16 protein-coding genes are annotated in these 21,232 nt (G+C 72.6%); 7 read left to right on the top strand and 9 right to left on the bottom strand.

From position 1 onward, the window contains the following. The coding region (locus AWW66_RS25380; RefSeq protein WP_157527918.1) for an aminotransferase class I/II-fold pyridoxal phosphate-dependent enzyme at positions 1-693 on the bottom strand (693 nt) is incomplete at its 3' end. 280 nt (positions 694-973) lie between these two features. Here AWW66_RS25380 and bioB point away from each other — a divergent pair. The 4 genes from bioB to AWW66_RS25400 all read left to right on the top strand — a co-directional run bounded on the left by bioB (position 974) and on the right by AWW66_RS25400 (position 6,676). Beyond that, positions 974-1,969: a biotin synthase BioB gene (gene bioB, locus AWW66_RS25385; RefSeq protein ID WP_067371247.1), complete on the top strand. Its 996-nt coding sequence runs from the start codon at positions 974-976 to the stop codon at positions 1,967-1,969. A gap of 2 nt (positions 1,970-1,971) precedes the next feature. Further along, on the top strand, positions 1,972-2,187 hold the full coding sequence (bsaP, locus tag AWW66_RS25390) for a biotin synthase auxiliary protein BsaP (RefSeq protein WP_067371249.1): 216 nt from the start codon (positions 1,972-1,974) through the stop codon (positions 2,185-2,187). Positions 2,188-2,988: 801 nt separating this feature from the next. Continuing rightward, positions 2,989-5,436 carry a M14 family zinc carboxypeptidase gene (locus tag AWW66_RS25395; protein ID WP_067371252.1) on the top strand — a complete coding sequence of 816 codons (2,448 nt, stop codon included), beginning with the start codon at positions 2,989-2,991 and terminating at the stop codon, positions 5,434-5,436. Positions 5,437-5,719: 283 nt separating this feature from the next. Continuing rightward, entirely contained in the window at positions 5,720-6,676 is a 957-nt protein-coding gene (locus AWW66_RS25400; protein WP_067371254.1) for a PDDEXK family nuclease, read from the top strand. Between the two features lie 258 nt (positions 6,677-6,934). Here the strand turns inward: AWW66_RS25400 and AWW66_RS25405 are convergent, their stop codons facing one another. Next, the gene (locus tag AWW66_RS25405; protein WP_067371256.1) at positions 6,935-9,814 is read right to left on the bottom strand and encodes a glycoside hydrolase family 9 protein; all 2,880 of its coding nucleotides are present in this window, start codon (positions 9,812-9,814) and stop codon (positions 6,935-6,937) included. A gap of 231 nt (positions 9,815-10,045) precedes the next feature. Here AWW66_RS25405 and AWW66_RS25410 point away from each other — a divergent pair, with 231 nt between their 5' ends. Continuing rightward, on the top strand, positions 10,046-10,450 hold the full coding sequence (locus tag AWW66_RS25410) for a VOC family protein (RefSeq protein WP_067371258.1): 405 nt from the start codon (positions 10,046-10,048) through the stop codon (positions 10,448-10,450). A 156-nt stretch (positions 10,451-10,606) separates the two neighbouring features. Here the strand turns inward: AWW66_RS25410 and AWW66_RS25415 are convergent, their stop codons facing one another. Continuing rightward, positions 10,607-11,650 carry a GNAT family N-acetyltransferase gene (locus AWW66_RS25415; protein WP_067371260.1) on the bottom strand — a complete coding sequence of 348 codons (1,044 nt, stop codon included), beginning with the start codon at positions 11,648-11,650 and terminating at the stop codon, positions 10,607-10,609. 276 nt (positions 11,651-11,926) lie between these two features. Continuing rightward, positions 11,927-12,631: an ACT domain-containing protein gene (locus tag AWW66_RS25420; protein WP_067371262.1), complete on the bottom strand. Its 705-nt coding sequence runs from the start codon at positions 12,629-12,631 to the stop codon at positions 11,927-11,929. A 147-nt stretch (positions 12,632-12,778) separates the two neighbouring features. Between AWW66_RS25420 and AWW66_RS25425 the strand changes: the two genes are divergently transcribed. Both AWW66_RS25425 and AWW66_RS25430 read left to right on the top strand, forming a co-directional pair. Continuing rightward, on the top strand, positions 12,779-13,873 hold the full coding sequence (locus AWW66_RS25425) for a phosphotransferase family protein (RefSeq protein ID WP_067371264.1): 1,095 nt from the start codon (positions 12,779-12,781) through the stop codon (positions 13,871-13,873). Next, positions 13,873-15,093 (top strand): acyl-CoA dehydrogenase family protein, encoded by a 1,221-nt coding sequence (locus tag AWW66_RS25430; protein WP_067371266.1) that lies wholly within the window; start codon positions 13,873-13,875, stop codon positions 15,091-15,093. The genes AWW66_RS25425 and AWW66_RS25430 overlap by 1 nt, the downstream gene beginning before the upstream one ends. Before the next feature lie 43 nt (positions 15,094-15,136). Here AWW66_RS25430 and AWW66_RS25435 read toward each other — a convergent pair whose 3' ends face one another. From AWW66_RS25435 to AWW66_RS25455, 5 genes are all read right to left on the bottom strand, one after another. After that, positions 15,137-16,183: a LacI family DNA-binding transcriptional regulator gene (locus tag AWW66_RS25435; RefSeq protein ID WP_067371276.1), complete on the bottom strand. Its 1,047-nt coding sequence runs from the start codon at positions 16,181-16,183 to the stop codon at positions 15,137-15,139. 88 nt (positions 16,184-16,271) lie between these two features. After that, on the bottom strand, positions 16,272-17,696 hold the full coding sequence (locus AWW66_RS25440) for a GH1 family beta-glucosidase (protein ID WP_067371268.1): 1,425 nt from the start codon (positions 17,694-17,696) through the stop codon (positions 16,272-16,274). Then, positions 17,693-18,535 (bottom strand): carbohydrate ABC transporter permease, encoded by an 843-nt coding sequence (locus AWW66_RS25445; RefSeq protein WP_067371270.1) that lies wholly within the window; start codon positions 18,533-18,535, stop codon positions 17,693-17,695. The genes AWW66_RS25440 and AWW66_RS25445 overlap by 4 nt, the downstream gene beginning before the upstream one ends. A 10-nt stretch (positions 18,536-18,545) precedes the next feature. Then, complete coding sequence (locus AWW66_RS25450) at positions 18,546-19,517, bottom strand: carbohydrate ABC transporter permease (RefSeq protein ID WP_067371272.1); 972 nt, start codon at positions 19,515-19,517, stop codon at positions 18,546-18,548. Between the two features lie 193 nt (positions 19,518-19,710). Next, positions 19,711-21,003: an ABC transporter substrate-binding protein gene (locus tag AWW66_RS25455; RefSeq protein WP_067371274.1), complete on the bottom strand. Its 1,293-nt coding sequence runs from the start codon at positions 21,001-21,003 to the stop codon at positions 19,711-19,713. Between the last annotated feature and the right edge of the window lie 229 nt (positions 21,004-21,232).

Here is a 21,232-nt window from a genome sequence, read left to right on the forward strand (position 1 = left end):
CTTGGAGAGGGTCGCGGTGACCACCACGTCCGGCGCGCCGGCCAGGCCGGCGGCGGCCACCCCGCCGGCCCCGCCCGGCCCGAGCACCCCGAGCGCGTGCGCGTCGTCGACGAGCAGCACCGCGCCGTGCCGGCGGGCGACGGCGTGCAGGTCGGCGAGGGGGGCGAGGTCACCGTCGACGGAGAAGACCGACTCGGTCACCACCACCGCCGGTCGCCCCGGCGCCCCGGCCAACGCCCGCGCCACCGCCGCCACGTCACCGTGCGGCGTGACCACGGTCTCCGCGCCGGAGATCCGGCAACCGTCGATCAGTGAGGCGTGGTTGTGGGCGTCGGCAATTAGCAGGGTGCGGGGCTGCACGAGGCCCCGGATCGCGCCGAGGTTGGCCAGGTACCCGGAGGAGAAGACCAGGCTGCGCCCGGTGCCGAGCCAGTCGGCGAGGGCCGCCTCCAGGTCGTGGTGGGCCTCGGTGGAGCCCCGGACCAGCCGGGAGCCGGTGGCGCCCAGCCCGTACCCGGCGAGCGCCCGAGTCGCGGCGGCGGTGACCTCGGGGTGGCGGGCCAGGCCGAGGTAGTCGTTGCCGGCCAGGTCGACCACGACGTCGTCGGCCGGTCGGGGACGCAGCCGCCGGGTGAGCCCGGCGCGGGCCCGTAGTTCGGCACGGCGGTCGAGCGCCGCCAGCCAGTCCGCCACCGCCACTCCCTCCCGCGCCGACCGGATCGCCGCGAACGCTTCCCGCCGGGGTCGGAACACCCCGGGCCGCCCGGGCGAAAATTACCACCTGTCCGACCCGTACCGGCGTGGCGTCACGGCCACCCGCCGCCGCCCCGGCGTGGCGCGGCGACGCCGCGCGACCCCTCGCCCCACCGCCTGCCCGCCGCGGGTTCGCGGGGTCCCGGCGGGCCCGTACGGCGCACCGGCCGGCCGCTGGCGGCCGTTCCTCCGCTGCCCGGGGCCTTGTAGGGTACGAGCCATGCCAGAGATCCTCGACCAGGCCCGGGCCCAGGTGCTGGAGACCGGCGTCGGCCTCGACGAAGCCGGTGTCCTCGCCGTGCTCACCCTGCCCGACGAGCACCTGCCCGCCGCGCTCCAGCTCGCCCACGAGGTCCGGATGCGCTGGTGCGGGCCGGAGGTCGAGGTCGAGGGGATCGTCTCGCTGAAGACCGGCGGTTGCCCGGAGGACTGCCACTTCTGCTCCCAGTCCGGGTTGTTCACCTCGCCGGTGCGGTCGGTCTGGCTGGACATCCCCTCGTTGGTGGAGGCGGCCAAGCAGACCGCGGCCACGGGCGCGACGGAGTTCTGCATCGTCGCCGCGGTACGCGGTCCGGACGCCCGGCTGATGAAGCAGATGCGCGAGGGCGTGGCCGCGATCCGGGCGGAGGTCGACATCCAGGTCGCCGCGTCGCTGGGCATGCTCACCCAGGAGCAGGTCGACGAGCTGGTCGACATGGGGGTGCACCGCTACAACCACAACCTGGAGACCTGCCGCTCGTACTTTCCCACCGTGGTCACCACGCACAGTTGGGAGGAGCGCTGGGAGACCCTGCGGATGGTCCGCGAGTCCGGCATGGAGGTCTGCTGCGGCGGCATCCTCGGCCTGGGCGAGACGGTGGAGCAGCGGGCCGAGTTCGCCGCGCAGCTCGCCGAGCTGGACCCGCACGAGGTCCCGCTGAACTTCCTCAACCCCCGCCCCGGCACCCCGCTCGGTGACCGCCCCGTGGTGGAGGGCAAGGACGCGCTGCGCGCGATCGCCGCGTTCCGACTGGCGATGCCGCGCACCATCCTGCGGTACGCGGGCGGCCGGGAGATCACCCTGGGCGACCTGGGTACCCGGGACGGCCTGCTCGGCGGCATCAACGCGGTGATCGTCGGCAACTACCTCACCACGCTGGGCCGGCCGGCGACGGAGGACCTGAAGCTGCTCGACGACCTGAAGATGCCGGTCAAGGCGCTCTCCGCGACGCTGTGAGCGTGCCGGACCCCACGACGGTGGGCGGCGACGTGCCGCCGCCCTGGTGCGACCGGTGCGGCGAGCCGGCGCGGTCCGGCCCGCACCCGGCGTGCGCGGCGGCGCGGGCGCTGGAGCCGCCCCGGTTCTGCGCCCGGTGCCGCCGTCGGATGAAGGTGCAGATCCTGCCGGCCGGCTGGTCGGCGGTCTGCGTCGAACACGGCGAGTTCCGGGGCTGACCGCCGGCCACCACCAGGCCGCGACCCGGCCACCGCACGGGCCGGCACCGCTCGACCGGCACCGGGCCACCGCTGGGTCACCGCCGGGCCGGCACCGGGCCGTCGCTGGAGCCGTCGCCGTGCGGCCACCGGCCACCGCTGGCGCGGTGCGGCGGGTGGGGTGCGGCCGGCACCCGGGCGTACGGCCTGGACCACCGGCGGTGCCGGCGTACCCGCCAGGCTGAGCCGCACCCTGGCGGAACCGGTGGTTGTCCGTCGGTGGACCGGCCCCGGGCGACCGCTGGCGCGTGTCCGGCACGGCGGGTGGGCGGACCGCCGGACGGCGGGCGGGGACCGGGCCCCGGGACCCGCCTCGCCAGCATGGGGATCGCGGCGCTTGAGCGGTTATGCGGTAAATTCGGATCCACCGATCGGTAGGGGCGCTCCGGCCGACCGCCGCCGCGTTGCGGCCGGGCGGGCGATGGCCGACCGACCCACCGACCTCCACCTCGGATCGTCGGGGCCCGGCATGGCGGTGGGTCGATCCCTCGGCCGCCGTGTGACATGCGGTGAGGCGGCCGGAGAGGTGATTGACAGATCAAGTCGCCGCCGTCCAGGATGGGCCAACCCCCAACGGCCACGACCTGCACATTCGCCCGCCACGCCCAGGTCCGTCAGTGTTCCCCGCCCGTCGGGGGAGCTGTCGGACCAGCCGTCACGACGTGACCGGGTGACAACCCCGGACCGTCCGTCCACTGTGGAGGACGGTACTTCGCCCTGTCTCCCTCCGGGTCAGCGGCACCGTAAGTGAAAGGTAGCGACATGTCCCACTCCTCCCTGCCACGGTGGAGAAAGCGTCTCCCCGCGGCCACCGCCGCGGCGACGGCGCTCTTCCTCCTGGCCAGTCCGGCCACCGCCGTGACTGCCGCCGCCACGGACGACACCCACGAGGTCCACGCCGCCCTCGAACGCTTCGCCGACGAGGACGCGAGCGTGGTGGAGGTGACCGTCGCCGACCGGACCGAGCTGGACAAGCTGGTCGCCACCGGCGTCGACCTCGACCACCACGTCTCCCAGACGGAGGCGGGCATCGTGGTGCACGCCGTGGTCACCCCGACCGAGGTCCAGGCCCTCAAGCTCCAGGGCTACAACGTCGGCAAGACCCTCTACGACTCGGAGGACACCGACGACCGGATCGCCGAGCGCGAGGCGATCATCGCCGAGCACCAGGCCGAGAACCGGGCCTTCACCGCCGACCTGATCCAGAGCGCCGCCGTCTCGGACGTGAAGATCGTCCGCGCGGACTACTACACCTCCGGCACCAGCCAGGTGCTCTCGGTGGAGGCGAAGTGGGCGCAGGGCCAGACCTCGACCAGCACGCTGACCGTGACCCGCGACAGCGGGCCGGGCACCGAGATGGGCTCCGGCGGCACCCAGAACATCTCCCGGTTCGTCGACGCCGGCGTGTACCTGTACCACCGGGGCGCCGCGACCGTCACCTCGCGCCCGGACAAGATCCAGATCACCAGCCCCACCGGTGACGTGGCGGTCGCGCAGGTCAAGGAGTGGCTGCCGATCCCCGACGAGAACCCGGAGGGTCCGGGGTACCAGAAGGACTTCATCACCAGCTACCTGACCCCCACCGAGCTGTACGACCGGATCAAGCGGCTCGCCGACGAGTTCCCCGAGCTCGCCGAGCTGGTCGAGCTGCCGCACAAGACCAACGGCTACCGGCGCAAGGCGCAGGCCGTGCTCGGCACCGCCGACGCCAGCCGGGTCGCGGTCGACTCGCACGCCTGGGGCCACGAGGGCGGCAACGACATCACCGTCGAGCTGGCCAACCCGGGCGCGGCCGACCAGGCCCTCGCCGTGACCGTGACCGACAAGGCCATCAAGGTCAGCCTCGCCACCGACGGCAGCGGCGCGGTCACCAGCACCGCCGCCCAGGTCGCCGCGGCCCTCAACACCTCCGCCGGCACCCTGGTCAAGGCGTACACCTACCGGGGCAACACCGGTGCCGGTGTCGTCGCGCCGGCCGGGGCCACCCCGCTGAGCGACAACCTGAGCGCCCCGGCCACCGTCTCCCGCGACCCGCACCCGGTGTACGCGCTGCGGATCGGCAAGTTCCGGGACGGCTCCAAGCCCGGTGTGCTCGCCTACGCCCAGGAGCACGCCCGGGAGTGGGTGCCGCCGCTGGTGACCATCGAGACCGCCGAGCGGCTGCTGCGCAACCACAAGACGGACGAGAACACCAAGGCGCTGCTGCGCAGCCTGGACATCTGGATCGCCCCGTCGATCAACCCGGACGGCGGTCACTACTCGTTCTACGACTTCGCCTCGCAGCGGAAGAACATGACCAACCACTGCACCGAGGACGGTCCGGCCGACGCGCTGAGCCGCAACTCGTGGGGTGTGGACAACAACCGTAACTACACCGAGTACAGCATGTTCGACGGCTACTCGGGCGCCTCGCCGAGCTGCACCAGCGGCACCTACGCCGGCCCGAGCGAGCTCTCCGAGCCGGAGAACAAGAACCTGGACTGGCTGGCCAGCCGGCCCAACATCAAGTTCGCGATGAACCTGCACTCCTCCGGTAACTACTTCATGTGGTCGCCGGGCTCGTACGCCACCCCGGGTCGGATCTCCGCGCCGCGCCCGACCCTGGCCGAGGAGTCGTACTTCTGGGGCGCGTCCTCCCGGATCCTGACCGCCATCAAGCGGCACCGGAACCTGGCGGTCACCCCGGCCCGTACCGGCCCGATCTCCGACGTGCTCTACTCGGCGGCGGGCAACTCCGGCGACATGCTCTGGTACAAGTACGGCATCTACGCCTGGAACTTCGAGGTCGGCACCTCCTTCCAGCCGACCTTCACCGAGGCGCACGAGCAGACCATGGAGTACTCCAACGGTCTGGTCGAGCTGATGCGGGTGGCGCGCGACCACGACAAGGACAAGAAGCGCCCGACCAGCACCCTGCACACCAAGCACAGCGCCACCACGGGCATGGTCGACATCACCTTCGAGACGAGCGAGCCGGCCGCGGTCTTCTACACCCTGGACAGCAGCAAGCCGACCTACGCCTCGACCCTCTACGCCTCCGGCGGCATCCGTGAGGGCGGCGAGACCATCACGGTGCCGTACGGCACCAAGGTCCACTGGTTCTCGGTGGACTCCGCCGGCAACATCGAGCGGGCGTACCGGCCCGACAGCGAGGACTCCAAGACCTGGAACCGGGGCTTCGCGATCGTCTCCGACACGTACGACCGCTGACCTCTCAGCTCTACTCGCCCCACCCCCCGGCGCGGCCGTGGCACCCCCCGGTGCCACGGCCGCGCCCCCCTTTCTCCACCGGAATCCTGGACAGCTCCCGTCGAACCCGCACCACAACGCCACCGCCGCGCCCTCTCCGGCCGAGATCGTGGACAGTTTCCGTCCGCTCCGCACGACACCTGTCCAAGATCCCGAAGATCGACGGCGGTGAGCGGCGCGAGCGGCGGTGGGTGGGGGGTGGGGTGGCGGGGTGGGGTGGGGTGGTTGGGGGAAGAGTGGGGTGATGAGGTCGATGCCGCCCGGTGACGGGGCCGACGAGTTGGCCTGGTTGACGTTCGAGCAGGCCGGCGTCCTCACCACCGCCCAGGCCCGGGGCACCCTCAGCGAGGGCCGGGTGCGGGGGAACATCCGATCCGGACGGTGGCGGGCCATCTGCCGGGGGATCCTGCTCACCGGCAACGGTCAGCTCACCCGGGACCAACAGCTCTGGGTGGCCGTCCTGGTGGCCGGTCCGGGCGCGGTGCTGGCCGGTGCGACCGCAGCAGCCGAGGCCGGCGTCCGGGGACTGCCCCGGGAAACGGTGCAGGTGCTCGTACCCGCGCACCGCCGGCCCGGCCGGGAGTTGCTGCGCCGGCTGCCGCTCGAAACGCCGGCGGTCCGGGTACGCCGCACGACCGTGCTGCCGGAGACGCACCTGCAGGCCGCCCGGCCGAACCGGACCACGACGGCCCGTTCCCTGGTGGACGCGGCCGGGTGGGCACGGGACGCGCGGACGGCGACCGCCCTGCTGGCCGCCGGCTGCCAGCAGCGGCGGGTGACGCCCGACGAACTCGACGCGGTCCTGGCCGAGCTGCCCGGGGCACCCCGACGGGAACTGATCAGGCATACCCTGGCCGACCTCACCGGCGGCGCCGAGGCGCTGTCGGAGATCGACTTCGTCCGGCTGTGCCGACGGTACGGCCTGCCGCCACCCGAGACGCAGCACCGGCGGACCGACGTCGGCGGTCGGACCCGATGGCTGGACGGGTACTGGCCGTGCTGGCGACTGCACGTCGAGATCGACGGGTCGCACCACATGGACGTTCGGCACTGGGCGGCGGACATGCAGCGGCAGAACGACGTCTGGACCGCCGGCGACCGGATCCTCCGTTTCCCGGCCTGGCTGGTACGCACCCGGCCGGACGAGGTGGCACGGACGCTGCGCCGCGCGCTCGTCGCCGCCGGCTGGTCTCCGACCTGAGACGAACGACCGCCTACCCTGCTGCGGCGCGGACGACGCCGACAGCAGCGCGGCTGGGGCGACGCCGTCGGCCAACGACCGCAACGAGGGCGGACGGCACCCAGACGTCGCGGACAGCGGCAGAGACAGCGAGGACACCGGAGCACGGGGCAGCGGGGCCAGGCGGGCAGTGGGGCGGCGCGGACAGCAGGGGCAGCACAAGCACCGCGAGCCGGTCGCCGTTCGTGGGGAACGGCGACCGGCCCGGGCGGTACGCGGTCAGGCCACGGTGCAGGCCACACCGTTGAGGGTGAAGGCGGTCGGCTTGGGGTTGGCCCCGGTGTGGGTGCCGTTGAACCCGAAGCTGGTCGACGCGCCCGGGGCGAGCGCCCCGTTGTAGGAGAGGTTCGTCGCGGTCACCGCCGTACCGGTCTGGGTGACCGTCGCCGACCATGCCTGGCCGGCCTTCTGCCCGGCGTTCGGGAAGGTCCAGCCGAGGGTCCAGCCGGTCAGCGGGGTGGTGCCGGTGTTGGTGACCGTGACGGTGGCGGTGAAGCCGCTGCTCCAGTCGTTGGTGGTGTACCCGACCCTGCACGCGCCGCCGACCGGCGGGTCGGCGGTGGTGACGGTGACGGTGGGCGACGGGCCCGACGGGTTGCCGGCCGCGTCGAGGGCGACCACGTAGAAGACGTACGCGGTCGCCGGGCTCAGGCCGGTCACCGCGTGGCTGGTGCCGGTGACCGTGGCGACGAGCGAGGCGACCGGCCAGGACTGCCGGTACACCTGGTACCCGGTGACGCCGACGTTGTCGGTGGACGGTCCCCAGGTGAGGGTCAGCCCGTTCGGGCCGACCTGCGAGGCGGTCGGGGTGCCGGGCACGGTGGGCGGCGTGGTGTCCGGGCCGTTGCCGGCGGGCGTGGTGACCTCGACCCGGGGCGAGGACGGGGAGCGGTTCCCGGCACCGTCGCGGGCGTTCACCCAGAACCGGTACGTCCGGGCCGGCTGGAGCGAGGTCAGGGTCAGGCTGTTGGTGGTGCGCCGGTGCAGGACCAGCGCGTCGCTGCCCAGCGTCTCCTGGGTGATCTCGTACTCGGCCAGGCCGCTGCCGCCGGTGTCGGTGGAGGCGGGCCAGGTCAGGGTGACGCCGGTGGCGCTCAGCCCGGAGGCGACCGGGGTGCCGGGCGTGGTGGGCGCGGTGGTGTCCGGGGTGGCCGGTCCGGGCTCGGTGCCCCAGATCCGGGTGCTGCCGGCGTAGAGCGGGACCTTCGGGTTCGGCCCGGCGGTGGCCTGGTACGACGGGTCGTTCGACGAGTCCCAGGTGCCGCCCTCCGGTACGCCGACCTTGAACTGGACCTCCATCCGGTGCTGCGACTGGCCGGCCGGGGCGATGGTGTGCCCGGTGCAGTCGACCTCGACGTACCAGAGGTCGGCGGAGTGCTGCTTCGCGGTGGACGGCGACGGGCAGCCCTGGGTGTAGCCGGGGGTGACCTGGATCGGGCCGGTGCCGTCGGGGCGGAAGTAGTAGCGGAACTTCCCGTTGGTCAGCGCCCGCGCCGGGAAGGCCGACTTGTTGTAGACGATGACCTTCAGGCCGGTGGCCCGGGGCTCGTTGTGCATCACCGTGGTCTCCACGGTCAGCTCGTCGATGTCGGGCTGCTCCACCGGCGGGAAGCCGGCCAGCGGGGTGCCGCCGTACTCCTGAGTGAGCCGGGCCAGCGCGGAGGTGAAGCCGGCGTTGTAGTCGGTGGCCACCTCGTTCATCACGTAGTCGTCGCGGCTGTCGGTGTAGGCGTCGTTCGGCGACGACGGGCCGCCGACCAGCGCGCCGTAGAGCACGTGCCGGGTCTCGGCCGGCACCTTGCTGCTGTCCCACCAGGAGCCGTGCGCGGTGCGGTGGTGTGGGTTCTTCGGGGAGTTCGCCCCGAAGCCGACCACGTAGCTGGAGTTGCGCGGGTTGTCGCCGAGGGCGTAGTTGATCTGCCGGACGGCGAAGTCCTTGTACCGGGTCTTGCGGGTGGCGTCGGTGGTCTTGTCGCTGTAGACCAGCGCGGCGAAGGCGGTGTTGGCGGCGTAGCGCAGCGCGCCCCAGGAGTCGAGCACGGCCATCCCGCCGGGCGAGTACCGGACCTTCTCCCCGTTGACCCCGACCGTCCAGTAGTCCAGCCACCGGTTGGCGTCGTCGACGTACTTCTGCTTGCCGGTCAGGTTGGCCAGCAGCACGTACGCGCCGAACTGCTTGTTGTCCCAGGCGACGGTCCACTTGTACGACCGCAGGGTGGACTGGTTCTCGGTGCCGAGCTTGTCGTACTCGCTCTCGGCCTTGGCCAGGTAGGCGGCGTCGCCGGTGGCCCGGTACAGCCAGACCGCGCCCCAGACCAGCTCGTCCTGGTACCCGCTCCAGGAACGGTAGAAGCTGGTCGCGTCGGTGATGCACTCGCTGTAGCTCTTGCGCACCGTGTCGGCGAAGGTGTAAAGCTGCTTGGCGTGCCCGACCAGCTTGTCGGCGTACGCGGCGTCGGTGGGGCGGAACACCATCGACGAGGCGGCCATCGCCGCCGCCGTCTCCCCGGCCAGGTCCGCGCCGCCGCAGCTCGCGTCGATCTTGTACGCCGGCCGGGCCATCGGCATCACCTCGGCCGGGCCCCACCACTTGTGGTCGTCGTCGCCCTTGCCGACCTGACCGTAGAGGACGTTCGGGGACGGGTGCGCCTTGATGAAGTAGTCGTTGACGAAGCGCAGGTTGTTCAGCAGGTGGGTCAACTGTCCGGACTGGACGTACCCGTCGCGGTACTCGACCGCGCCCCAGGCCAGCATGGTCGCGCTGAACGCCATCGGGAAGCCGAACTTCACGTGGTCACCGGCGTCGTACCAGCCACCGGTGAGGTCGAGACCGACGTCGTCGCCGTCGGTCAGCGCCGAGTCGCCGCGCCAGGAGACCCGGTTCCACTCGGGCAACTCGCCGGACTGCTGCGCCTCGTAGAAGAGCAGCGACTTCTGCAGCGCCTCGGCGTAGTTGAAGGTGGGCGCCGCAGCGGCCGAGGCGGCCACGGCCGGCGGCGCGGTGACGGCGAGGGCGAGGCCGCTGGTCAGCGCGGTGCCGACGGCGAGGAGTCGGCGCAGCCAGGGACGGCCGCGCGACGGCCGGGTGCGGTGGCGCATCGGGTGGGCTCCTGTCGGAAGGGTGCCCCGGCAGCTCCGAGGGGACGCGGGACGGCGTCGGGCAACACCTCGGAGCTGCCGGGGGCGGTGGTGGTGGGGTCCGGAGAGGATACGCGGGAGCGCTCCCATGGATGTCAGACAATGTATCGAGTCGGTGGCCTGGTTGGGAAGCCCAACAGTCCGACCGTCGACATGGTGGGAAACCCGCTCCCGCCCGGCTACCGTCGACAGATGTCGATGATCGAACAGATATCGCTCGGCGTCACCGACTGCGGACGGGCCGCCGCCTTCTGGGGCGCCGCCCTCGGGTACGTCCGCCGGCCGCCCCGCTACCCCGGCGACGAGTGGATCGTGCTCGAACCGCCGCCCGGCCAGCCGGGCTCGGCCATCGCGCTGGACCTCAGCGAGAGCCCCGCCCCGGACTTCCCCCGCATCCACCTCGACCTGCACGCCGGCGAGACGGACCTGGACGAGGAGGTGGCGCGGCTGGTCGCGCTCGGGGCCCGACGGATCGACTGGGCGTACTACCCGACCGAGCCCGAGCCGGGGGTGCTGCCGTACGTGGTCCTCGCCGACCCGGAGGGCAACCGGTTCTGCGTGTCGGGGCACCGCCGCGCCGGCTTCTTCTTCGGCTGACCCTCCGGTCGGCTCGCTCTCCGTCGGCTCGCCGTCCGGGCGGCGGCCGGGCGGCGGCCGGGCCCGTGGCGGGGGCGGCGGTCAGCCCGTGGCGCGGACAGGCCGTGGCGCGGACAGGCCGTGGCGCGGACAGGCCGTGGCGCGGACAGGCCGTGGTCAGCCCGTGGTCGGGGCGGTGACCGGCAGCGGGACGGTCACGGTGAGCACCGGGCCGTCCCGGTCGACCGGCGCGGGGCGGCCCAGCCGGCGCAGGGTCCGCAGCATCGGCACGTTCTCCGCGTGGGTGTGCAGCACCAGCGCGGCGTACCCGGACTGCTCGGCGTGCCGGACCAGCCGCCGCAGCAGGGCGGTGCCGAGCCCGCGCCGCTGCCAGTCGTCGCGGACCAGCAGCGCCACCTCGGCCTCGTCGCCCTCGCCGAGGAGGTTCGCCATCGCGACCACCGGCTCACCGGGGGCGTCGACGTCAGTGGCGAGCAGGGTCAGGCCCCGCTCCGGCTCGGCCAGCCGGCGCAGCCGCGCCACCGGGGGCAGCCCCGCCCCGCCGAGGTACCGCCGCTGCCGGCTGCGCGCCGAGCACATCTCGTGCAGGCTCACCAGGGCCGGCACGTCGTCCCCGGTCGCCGGGCGGACCCCCACCTCGGCGCCGTCGGGGAGGACCAGGGCGACCTGCTCGACGGCCCGCCGGGCGACGGCGGCGGCCAACTCCGCCAGGGCCTGCGCGCGGGCGTACTCGGCCGGGGTGAAGCTGGGCGCGAGCCGGCGCAGCGTGTACGTGCCGCCGGTCGGGTCGGCCAGGCGCATGGTGGTGTCGCCGATGCCCGGCCCGTCGACGGCCGGCTCCGGCCGCCAGCTCACCTCGTCCGCGCCGAGCAGGACGCGCAGCGCCTCGCCGGCCGCCTCCGGGTCACGGACCAGCCGGGTGGCCAGGCCGAGCACCCGGGTCGGCTGGTCGGCCAGGCCGCGCGCCTCGCTGCGGGCCACCCAGCAGTTACGCCCCCGGCCGCGCTCCACGGCGGCCAGCAACTCGGTCTCGGTGAGCGAGTCCGGTGCGTCGACGAGGAAGTCGTCGACCGCGCCGGCCTCGGTGGTGTGCACCTGCACGGTGAGGATGTTGACCCCCCGCAGGGCGAGGCTCGCCGTGAGCACCGACAGGTAGCCCGGCCGGTCGTCCACGGTCGCCCGGATGCGCCACAGTGCCATGTTCACTCCCTTCCCCGCCTACGACCCTGACCGGCGGCTGTTGCCGGGGCGTTGCCCGACGGTGACGTCCCGGGACCGGGCGTAGGTCACATTCCGCAGGTCCGGACGCCGCCGGCACCGAGGACGGGCGGCCGGGCCGGTACGGGCACACGAATCGGGCCGACCCCGAACCGGGGTCGGCCCGCGGCCCGGTGATCCCGTACCGGGAACCGGGCCGCAGCTCGGCCCCGGAACCGGGGTCGAGCCGACGTGCGGGGCCGGGCTGGCGCCCGGCGGTCAGGAGCCGGCGGCCACCGGCGGGGGCGAGCCGACCAGGTCGAGCCGGTCACCGAGGATGACGGCGCTGGCCCGGACGAGCTGCGCCAGCCGGTCGACCTCGGTGGTGTGGAACGCCGCCGGGGTGAGGATGTCGGTGTGGTCCCGGGCCACCACCAGCACCAGCCCGGCCCGGCCGAACGGGGCGACCGCGAAGTGCGCGCCGTCGGCCGTGGTCAGCGCGCGGGCCCGCAGCGGGGTCACCTCCGGCAGGTGGGGCGGTGCCGGGGCCCGCCAGCTCGCGTGCGCCACCGTCGGCTGGCCGCCACCGGCCCGGGAGGCCCAGTCCAGCGGCACGACCGCGGCCACCGCCCAGTCGGCGGCGAGCAGGCCGGGCACCGCGTCCACCAGGGTGGCCAGGCCGTCGGTCGGATTCGCCGCGACCTGGGCCAGCAGCTCCGCGTCCTGGCCGGTGGTGGTGGGCGCGCCGATCGCCCGCCACACGCCGTCCACCCGGACGCCGGGAATCGCCGCGAGGCCGGCCAGCAGCCGCTCCACGCGCGCCACCCCCGGCCAGACCACGGTGAAGTCGTCGACCGCCCGCCCGCCGAGCCGCTCCAGCACCACCACCTGGACGATGTCCGCGCCGGAGACCCCGAGGGTGCGGGCCACCTGGCCGAGGGTTCCGGGCCGGTCCGGCAGGGTCACCCGTACTCTCAGCAACATGACTGTCCCCTCCACTCGGCGCGCCGGCCGAGTCGGCAGGCTGGGCACCAGCCTGCCCGATGACCATTTCGCCCCTGTTGCGGCTGGATAACCCCGGGTGAAACTCTTCGCCTTGACATCCCGGACCCGGTGCCATCAACTGTCCGAATGACCGATCCGGCCATCGCACCACCGGACGAGGCACCGGCCGGGGACGGGCCGACCGGTGCGGCACCGGACGGGCTCGACCTGGACCGGCTCCGGCTCCACCTCGCCGAGCACCGTCCCGAGCTGGGCGCCGGGCCGCTGCGGGCGGAGCTGGTCACCGGGGGCCGGTCGAACCTGACGTACCTGCTGCGGGCCGGCGACCGGGAGGTGGTGCTGCGCCGCCCGCCGCTGGGGCACGTGCTGGCCACCGCGCACGACATGGCGCGTGAGTTCCGGGTGCTCGCGGCGCTGGCCCCGACCGGCGTGCCGGTCCCCCGTACGCTGCTGCTCTGCACCGACCCGGCGGTGATCGGGGCACCGTTCTACCTGATGGAACGGGTCGCCGGGGAGGTGTTCCGGACCCGGTCCCAGACCGACCGGCTCGACGACGGGCAGCGCCGGGAGCTGGCCCTGGCGATGGTGGACACGCTGGCCGCGCTGCACACGATCGACCCGGCGGCGGTGGGGCTGGGCGACTTCGGCCGCCCGCAGGGGTACCTCGCCCGGCAGGTCCGGCGCTGGGCCGGCCAGTTGGCGCGGTCCCGCAGCCGGCCACTGCCCGGCGTGGACGAGTTGCGTGACGCGCTCGCCGCGACCGTCCCCGAGTGCGACCACCCCGGGCGGATCGTGCACGGGGACTACCGGCTGGACAACCTCCTGGCCAGCGTCGACCCGGTCGGCATCCGGGCGGTGCTGGACTGGGAGATGGCCACCGTCGGCGACCCGCTGGCCGACCTGGGGCTGCTTGTGACGTACTGGGACGTGCTCGGGGACGGCGATGCCGGGGCGGGCAACCCGGTCGCCGACGGCCTCGGGCCCCGGGCCGGCTTCCCCACCGGCGCCGAGCTGGTCGAGCGGTACGCCGGCCGCAGCGACGTCGACGTCGGGCCGCTGCACTGGCACGTCGCACTGGGCTGCTTCAAACTGGCGGTGATCTGCGAGGGCATCCACTACCGGCACACCCACGGGCAGACCCTGGGCCCGGGCTTCGACCGGATCGGCGAGCTGGTGGCCCCGCTGGTCGAGCACGGACTGACCGCCGCCGGGGAGCGCTGATGGACTTCGGGTACGACGACCGTACGCGGCGGCTGCGCGCGGAGTTGACCGACTTCCTGGTCGAGCACGTGTACCCGGCCGAGCCGGTGCACGCCGCGCAGGTCGCCGCCGCCGGTGACCCGTGGTCCCGCCCACCGGTGCTGGCCGAGTTGAGCGCGCAGGCGCGCCGGCGCGGCTTGTGGAACCTCTTCCTTCCCGACCGGCGCTACGGCGCCGGGCTGACCACCCTCCAGTACGCCCCGCTCGCCGAGCTGACCGGCCGCAGCCCGTACCTGGCCCCGGAGGCGCTCAACTGCGCCGCCCCGGACACCGGCAACATGGAACTGCTCGCCGAGTTCGGCACCGCCGCGCAGCGGGAACGCTGGCTGCTGCCGCTGCTGGCCGGCGAGATCCGCTCCGCGTTCTGCATGACCGAGCCCGACGTGGCCTCCTCCGACGCCACCACCATCGCCACCCGCATCGTCCGCGACGGCGACGGGTACGTGGTCACCGGCCGCAAGTGGTGGTCGTCGGGGGCGATGGACCCGCGCTGCGCGGTCTTCGTGGTGATGGGCAAGACCGACCCGGACGCCGAACGGCACCGGCAGCAGAGCATGATCCTGGTCCCCCGGGACACCCCGGGGGTGACGGTACGCCGGGGCCTGACGGTCTTCGGCTACACCGACGGCCCGCACGGCGGGCACGCGGAGATCGACTTCACCGACGTCCGGGTACCGGCGGAGAACCTGGTCGGCGCGGAGGGCGCCGGATTCGCGATCGCCCAGGCGCGGCTGGGTCCCGGCCGGATCCACCACTGCATGCGGCTGATCGGGATGGCCGAACGGGCCCTGGAGCTGCTCTGCCGGCGGGTCGCCGAACGGGTCGCCTTCGGCCGGCCGCTGGCCGAGCAGGGCGTGGTCCGGGAGTGGATCGCCGAGTCCCGGGTCCGCATCGAGCAGGCCCGGTTGCTGGTGCTCAAGACCGCCTGGCTGATGGACACCGTGGGCAACAAGGGGGCGCACACCGAGATCCAGGCCATCAAAATCGTCACGCCGGCGATGGCCGAGTGGGTGATCGACAAGGCGATCCAGGCCCACGGCGGCGCCGGGGTCAGCCAGGACACCCCGCTGGCCGGGCTCTGGGTCCAGGCCCGCGCCCTGCGCCTCGCCGACGGCCCGGACGAGGTGCACCGCGCCTCGCTGGCCCGGCGCGAACTGCGCCGCTGGGCCACCCCCGGCTGACCACGCCGGGCCGTCCCCGGCCAGCGACCGGCCGGTCGCCGGCTCAGGCGGACTCGCGGCGCACCATGTGGGTGTCGAGCAGGACGTGCGGCGAGGGCACCTCCTCGCCCCGGATCCGGGCGACCAGCAGCAGCGCCATCTGCCGGCCCATCTCCTCGATCGGCTGGAAGACGGTGGTCAACGGCGGCTCCGCCTGCCGGGAGACCGGCGCGTCGTCGAAGCCGATCACGGCCACGTCCTCCGGCACCCGCCGCCCCGCCTCGCGCAGCGCCCGCAGCGCGCCGAACGCCATCAGGTCGGAGGCGACGAAGACCGCGTCGAGGTCCGGGCAGGACGCCAGCAGCCGGCGCATGCCGGCGGTGCCGCTGCCCTCGCTGAAGTCGCCGTAGGCGATCAGGTCGGGGTTGATGCCGGCGCCGACGGCCTTCACCGCCTCCCGGTACCCGGTCAGCCGGGCCAGCCCGGCCCCCATGTCCTGGGGGCCGGCGATGGTGCCGACCCGGCGCCGCCCCTGACCGAAAAGGTACTCCACGGCGTGTCGCGCGCCGCCGACGTTGTCGACGTCGACGAACCAGCCGGGGGTGGCGGACGGGTGCAGCATCCGGGCCGGCCGGCCGCCGAGCACGGTCGGCAGCCCGCGCTCCTCGAGCAGGGTGGGCAGCGGGTCGGCGTCGTGCAGCGAGAGCAGCAGGACGCCGTCCACGTGCTGGTTGGTCAGGTGGTGCTCGACGCGCTCGCGCTCCACCGGCGACTGGGCCATCGCCAGCCAGAGCTGCATCGGCGTCTCCAGCAGGCCGGAGCTGATGCCCCGGACGATGGCCGCGAAGAAGGGCTCGGTGAAGACCCGCTCCCCCGACTCGGACACGACCAGGGCCACCGAGTCGGTACGCTGGGTGACCAGCGCGCGGGCCGCCCGGTTCGGCACGTACCCCAGCTCGGCGATGGCCTGCTGCACCGCGGCCCGGGCCTCCGGACTCACCTGGGGCGAGCCGTTGACCACCCGGGACACCGTTCCCCGGCCGACGCCGGCCCGGGCGGCGACCGCGTCGAGGGTCGGGCGCCCGAGCGACCGGGTGCGCTGCGTTGTCATGGTCTGCTCCTCCGACATCGGGCGGTTCCGGCGTCACCCCCGGCGGGGAAAGGCGCCGGAGCCGCCCCTTACTGGGCTGGCCCTCGCCTTATTGTGCGGCCAGACCGTTGCGTCGGATCACCTCGGCGTACCACCTGGCGCTGGACTTGGGGATGCGGGCTTGATCGTTGTCGTAGTCGACGTAGATCATCCCGAACCTCTTCGTGTATCCCCAGGCCCACTCGAAATTATCCAACAGTGACCAGGCGAAGTACCCCCGCAGGGGCACACCGGACGAGATCGCGGCGTGTGCGGCCCGCAGGTGGGAGTCGAAGTAGGCCAACCGGTCGGCGTCGTCCACCCGACCGTCGACGACCGTGTCGACGAAGGCCGACCCGTTCTCGGTGACGTACAGCGGCAGGTCGGTGTACTCGTCGTGTACCCGGCGCAGCGTCTCCACCAGCCCGGGGGCGTCGATCTCCCAGCCCATGTCGGTGACCGGCACGCCGCGCTTGACGAACCGGACGTCCGCGCTGCCCGGCCAGTCCGAGGGGCCGGACCGCTCCGCCCCCTCGGCCGGCGCGGTCACCACGTGCCGGCTGTAGTAGTTGACGCCGAGCAGGTCCAGCGGGGTGGCGATGACGGCCAGGTCGCCGTCGCGCACGTGACCGAAATCGGTCACCGCCCGCAGGTCGGCCCGCAGGTCCGCCGGGTACGACCCGCGCAGCAGCGGGTCGAGGAAGAACCGGTTCGCCAGGCCGTCGATGCGTCGGGCGGCGTCCACGTCACCGGGCGCGTCGGTGGCCGGGGTGACCGGGTACAGGTTGACCGTCACCCCGACCTCGGCGTCCGGGCGGCCGGCCCGCAGCGCCTGCACCGCGAGCCCGTGCCCGAGCATCAGGTGGTGCCCGGCCCGGACGGCCGCCGCCGGGTCGGTCCGCCCCGGGGCGTGCACCCCGGAGCTGTACCCGAGGAAGGCCGAGCACCAGGGCTCGTTGAGGGTGGTCCAGTACCGGACCCGGTCCCCCAGGGCGTCCACCACGAGCCGGGTGTAGTCGGCGAACCGCCCGGCGGTGTCCCGGACCGGCCAGCCACCCTCGTCCTCCAGCGGCTGCGGCAGGTCCCAGTGGTACAGGGTGAGCCACGGCTCGATGCCGTGCGCCAGCAACTCGTCGACCAGCCGCCGGTAGAAGTCGAGCCCCTGCTGGTTGGCCGGGCCGGAGCCGGTGGGCTGCACCCGGGGCCAGGCGACCGAGAACCGGTACGACTTCAGCCCCAGCTCGGCCATCAGCCGGACGTCCTCGGCCACCCGGTGGTAGTGGTCGCACGCCACGTCACCGGTGTGCCCCTCGACCACCCGCCCCTCGGTGTGACTGAAGGTGTCCCAGATGGACGGTTTGCGCCCGGCCTCGGTGGCCGCCCCCTCGATCTGGTACGCCGCCGTGGCGGCGCCCCAGAGGAACCCGGGTGGGAAGGACAGCTGCGGCCCCTGGTCGAGCACGCCGACGGCGGGTGGGCCTGCTGGGTTGCTCACGACTTGACGGCACCTTCCATGATCCCGCCGATGATCTGGCGGCCGAACACGAGGAAGACGAGCACCAGGGGGATGGTGCCGATCGCCGTGGCCGCGAAGACCTGCGAGTAGTCGGTGTAGTAGGCGTACGACAGGAAGGAGAGCGACACCTGGAGGGTCGGGTTCTCCGGGCTGAGGATCGCGTACGGCCAGAGGAAGGAGTTCCAGGTCTCCATGAAGGTGAGCAGACCCAGCACCCCGGCCGCCGGACGCAGCGCCGGCAGCACGATGTTCCAGTAGATCCGGAAGGTGCTCGCCCCGTCCATCCGGCCGGCCTCGATCAGCTCGTCGGAGATCGCCTGGCTGGCGTACTGCCGCATCATGAACACGCCGAAGGCGCTGACCAGGAACGGCACGGTCACCGCGTACAGGCTGTCGTACCAGCCCAGGGTCTGCATCATGCCCCAGAGCGGGATCAGGCCGAGCTGGGTCGGGATCATCATGGTGACGACGATCGCCAGCAGCAGGGCGTTGCGGCCCCGGAACTTCAGCTTGGCGAAGGTGAAGCCGGCGAGCGAGCCGGTGATCACCACCGACAGGGTGACCACCGAGGAGACGATGATCGAGTTGAGCATGCCCTTGAGGAAGTTCGCCGCGTCGTTGTCGAGGACCCGGCCGAAGTTCGCGCCGAACTCCCCGCCCGGGAGCATCGGCGGGGGCACGTCGTTGATCTGGTCAAGGCTGCGGGTGCCGATCACCACCATGTAGTAGAAGGGGTAGATCGACATCAGGGCCGCGATGACGAGCGCGACGTAGGTCAACGGGCTGGTGCGCCACAGGCGCTGGGAAGCGGAGATCATGGGTCGCTCCTCACTTGGCCGAGCGGCGGACGAGTACGAAGTTGAACAGCGACACCACGACGATGATCAGGAACATCGCCCAGGCGACGGCGGCGCCGTAGCCGGCGGTGTTCAGGTTCGTGATGCCCATCTCGTACATGTACATCGCCAGGGTCTGGAACTCCCGCTGGTCGCCACCGAGGATCACGCCGTTGCCGAAGAGCAGGGGCTCGGTGAAGAGCTGCATGCCACCGATGGTGGAGAGGATGACCACGAAGACGAAGGTCGGCTTGAGCATGGGCAGGGTGATCTGCCAGAACTGCCGCCACGGGCTGGCGCCGTCGAGCGCGGCGGCCTCGTACAGGTCCTTGGGGATGGCCTGCATGCCGGCGAGCAGGATCAGCGTGTTGTAGCCGGTCCACCGCCAGTTGACCATCGAGGCGATCGCCGTCCACGAGCTGAGCTTGCCGGCGTCCCAGTCGACCGGGCTGACCCCGACGAAGCTGAGCAGCCAGTTGAACAGGCCGAAGTCACGCTGGAAGAGCATCCCGAAGACGATCGCCACGGCGGCCACCGAGACGACGTTCGGGATGAAGATGGCCATCCGGAAGAAGGTCTTGGCCCGCAGCAGGGTGCTGTTGAGCAGGTTCGCCAGGAAGAGCGCGAGCAGCAACTGCGGGATGGTCGACAGGGCGAAGATGCCGAACGTGTTGACCAGCGCGTTCCAGAAGTACTCGTCCTGCATCAGGCGGGTGTAGTTGTCCAGCCCGATGAAGGAGCGGTCGCCGATCATGTCCCAGTCGTGCAGCGACATCCAGGCGGTGCGCAGCATCGGGTACAACCCGAACGCCCCGAAGATCAGGAAGAACGGCGCGATGTAGAGGTACGGCGAGTACTTGAGGTCCAGGCGCGTGAAGAGGTGTCCCTTGCGGGGCCGGGAGGCCGACTCCCGGGGCGGCGGTGCTGCTGGTGACGGCGTGGCCGTCGGTGCCGACAGGCTCATGACGGCACTCCGCTACGCTCCGTGCCGCCATGGGGCACCACGGCGCTGAATCGATGACTCGCTCGCTTACGCTCGCTCATGCGGAATCCTTTCCCGGCGAGGCCCGGGGGTCCTCGCACAGGGTGGTACGCGGAGGGGGGACCGACCGGTGGCGTCCGGGAGTGCCTCCCGAACGCCACCGGATGGGACTGACTCAGAAGGCGCCCTGGGTGGCGGCGTCCTTCGTGAACTGCTCCCAGGCCTTCTCCTTGCTGGCCTGCCCGTTCTCGAACGACCGCAGGGCCGGCTCGAGCGCGTTCTCCTTGACCGCCTGGTGCTTCGGGCCCAGGTGGACCGGCTGGATGCCGGCGACGCTCTCACCGAAGATCTTGGCGGTCGGGGCGTTGCTGAAGTACTCGTTGGTGTAGTTCAGGAAGTCCTGGTTCTTCAGGGCCTCCAGGTTGGTCGGCAGCGGGCCCTTGAGCTTGAAGGCCTCGACCTGGCTGGTGGCGTTGGTCAGGAACTCGGCCAGCTTGGCGGCCTCCTTCTGGTGCGCGCTCTGCTCCGGCACGGACAGCCACGAGCCACCCCAGTTGCCGGAGCCGCCCGGCACCGCGGCCACGTCCCACTTGCCCTTGTTGGCCGGGCCGGAGTTGTCCGCCACGATGCCGAGCATCCAGGACGGGCAGAAGGTCGCGGCGAAGCTGCCCTGCTTGAAGCCGGCCGACCACTCCGGCGACCAGGTGGCCGCCTTGGCGGAGATCTCGGTCATCGAGAGCGCGGTGTCCCACGCGGCCTTCACCGCCGGGCTCTTGTCCGCGATGACGTTGTTCTCCTTGTCGTAGAACAGGTCGCTGCCCTGCTGGAACAGCACGCCGTTGGAGACGGCGGTGATCGAGTCGATCAGGGCCTTGCCGCCGCTGCCGGCCTTGTACTTCTTGCCGGTCTCCAGGAAGGCGTTCCAGTCCGGCCAGAGTGCCGAGACCTGGTCCCGCTCGGTCGGCAGGCCGGCGGCCTCGAAGAGGTCCTTGCGGTAGCAGACCGCGAGGCTGCCGACGTCGGTCGGCAGGCCGATCAGCCGGCCGTCCGGCGCCTTGCCCAGCTCCCACTTCCAGGGCAGGAACTCCTTGGAGTGGTCGGCGACCAGCGGGGTCAGGTCGACCCAGTTGCGCGGGTTGGCCTTGAACTCGTTGAGGATGCCCTCCTCCAGGGCGACCACGTCGCCCGCGCCCTTGCCGGTGGCCAGGTAGCGGACCAGCTTGGGCCGGTAGTCACCGAGCTGGGCGGTCTTGCGCAGCTCGATCTTGATGCCGGTGTCCTTCTCGTACTGCTTGACGAGCTCGTCGTAGCCCATCTCGCCGAAGGTGTCGACGACCAGCTTGGCGGGCTTGCCGTCCGCCTGGACCGAGCCCTCGTCGTCGTTGCCGCAGGCCGTGAGACCGCCGAGTGCGGTGATCGCGGCAAGGGCGGCGACCGCCAAGCGGTTACGCCGCGTGGTGACGCTCATCCTGACCCCTCTTTTCGGTGGTGAGGCAGTGGAGTTCTGTGGTGGGGGTGTACTGCGCGCGTCGCCGCACCGACGGTGGTCGGGGCGGCGTCGATCGCTCCCGGCCCATGTTTCCGTGGGACGCCGGGAGCGCTCCCATGAGACTGCCGGCGGGTTACAGGAGTGTCAATAGACCGCTGGGAGCGTTCCCAGATCGTTACCGCCGGACCGGAATGAACGGCCCGCCACC

Source organism: Micromonospora rosaria (assembly GCF_001567585.1).
Lineage (GTDB): Bacteria > Actinomycetota > Actinomycetes > Mycobacteriales > Micromonosporaceae > Micromonospora > Micromonospora rosaria.

Coding starts and splice junctions, on each gene's coding strand:
- AWW66_RS25430 (WP_067371266.1), top strand. CDS start 13,873: ATGGACTTCGGGTACGACGACCGTACGCGGCGGCTGCGCGCGGAGTTG.
- AWW66_RS25405 (WP_067371256.1), bottom strand. CDS start 9,814: ATGCGCCACCGCACCCGGCCGTCGCGCGGCCGTCCCTGGCTGCGCCGA.
- AWW66_RS25420 (WP_067371262.1), bottom strand. CDS start 12,631: ATGTTGCTGAGAGTACGGGTGACCCTGCCGGACCGGCCCGGAACCCTC.
- AWW66_RS25455 (WP_067371274.1), bottom strand. CDS start 21,003: ATGAGCGTCACCACGCGGCGTAACCGCTTGGCGGTCGCCGCCCTTGCC.
- AWW66_RS25410 (WP_067371258.1), top strand. CDS start 10,046: ATGTCGATGATCGAACAGATATCGCTCGGCGTCACCGACTGCGGACGG.
- AWW66_RS25450 (WP_067371272.1), bottom strand. CDS start 19,517: ATGAGCCTGTCGGCACCGACGGCCACGCCGTCACCAGCAGCACCGCCG.
- AWW66_RS25445 (WP_067371270.1), bottom strand. CDS start 18,535: ATGATCTCCGCTTCCCAGCGCCTGTGGCGCACCAGCCCGTTGACCTAC.
- AWW66_RS25400 (WP_067371254.1), top strand. CDS start 5,720: ATGAGGTCGATGCCGCCCGGTGACGGGGCCGACGAGTTGGCCTGGTTG.
- AWW66_RS25425 (WP_067371264.1), top strand. CDS start 12,779: ATGACCGATCCGGCCATCGCACCACCGGACGAGGCACCGGCCGGGGAC.
- AWW66_RS25395 (WP_067371252.1), top strand. CDS start 2,989: ATGTCCCACTCCTCCCTGCCACGGTGGAGAAAGCGTCTCCCCGCGGCC.
- AWW66_RS25435 (WP_067371276.1), bottom strand. CDS start 16,183: ATGACAACGCAGCGCACCCGGTCGCTCGGGCGCCCGACCCTCGACGCG.
- AWW66_RS25415 (WP_067371260.1), bottom strand. CDS start 11,650: ATGGCACTGTGGCGCATCCGGGCGACCGTGGACGACCGGCCGGGCTAC.
- bioB (WP_067371247.1), top strand. CDS start 974: ATGCCAGAGATCCTCGACCAGGCCCGGGCCCAGGTGCTGGAGACCGGC.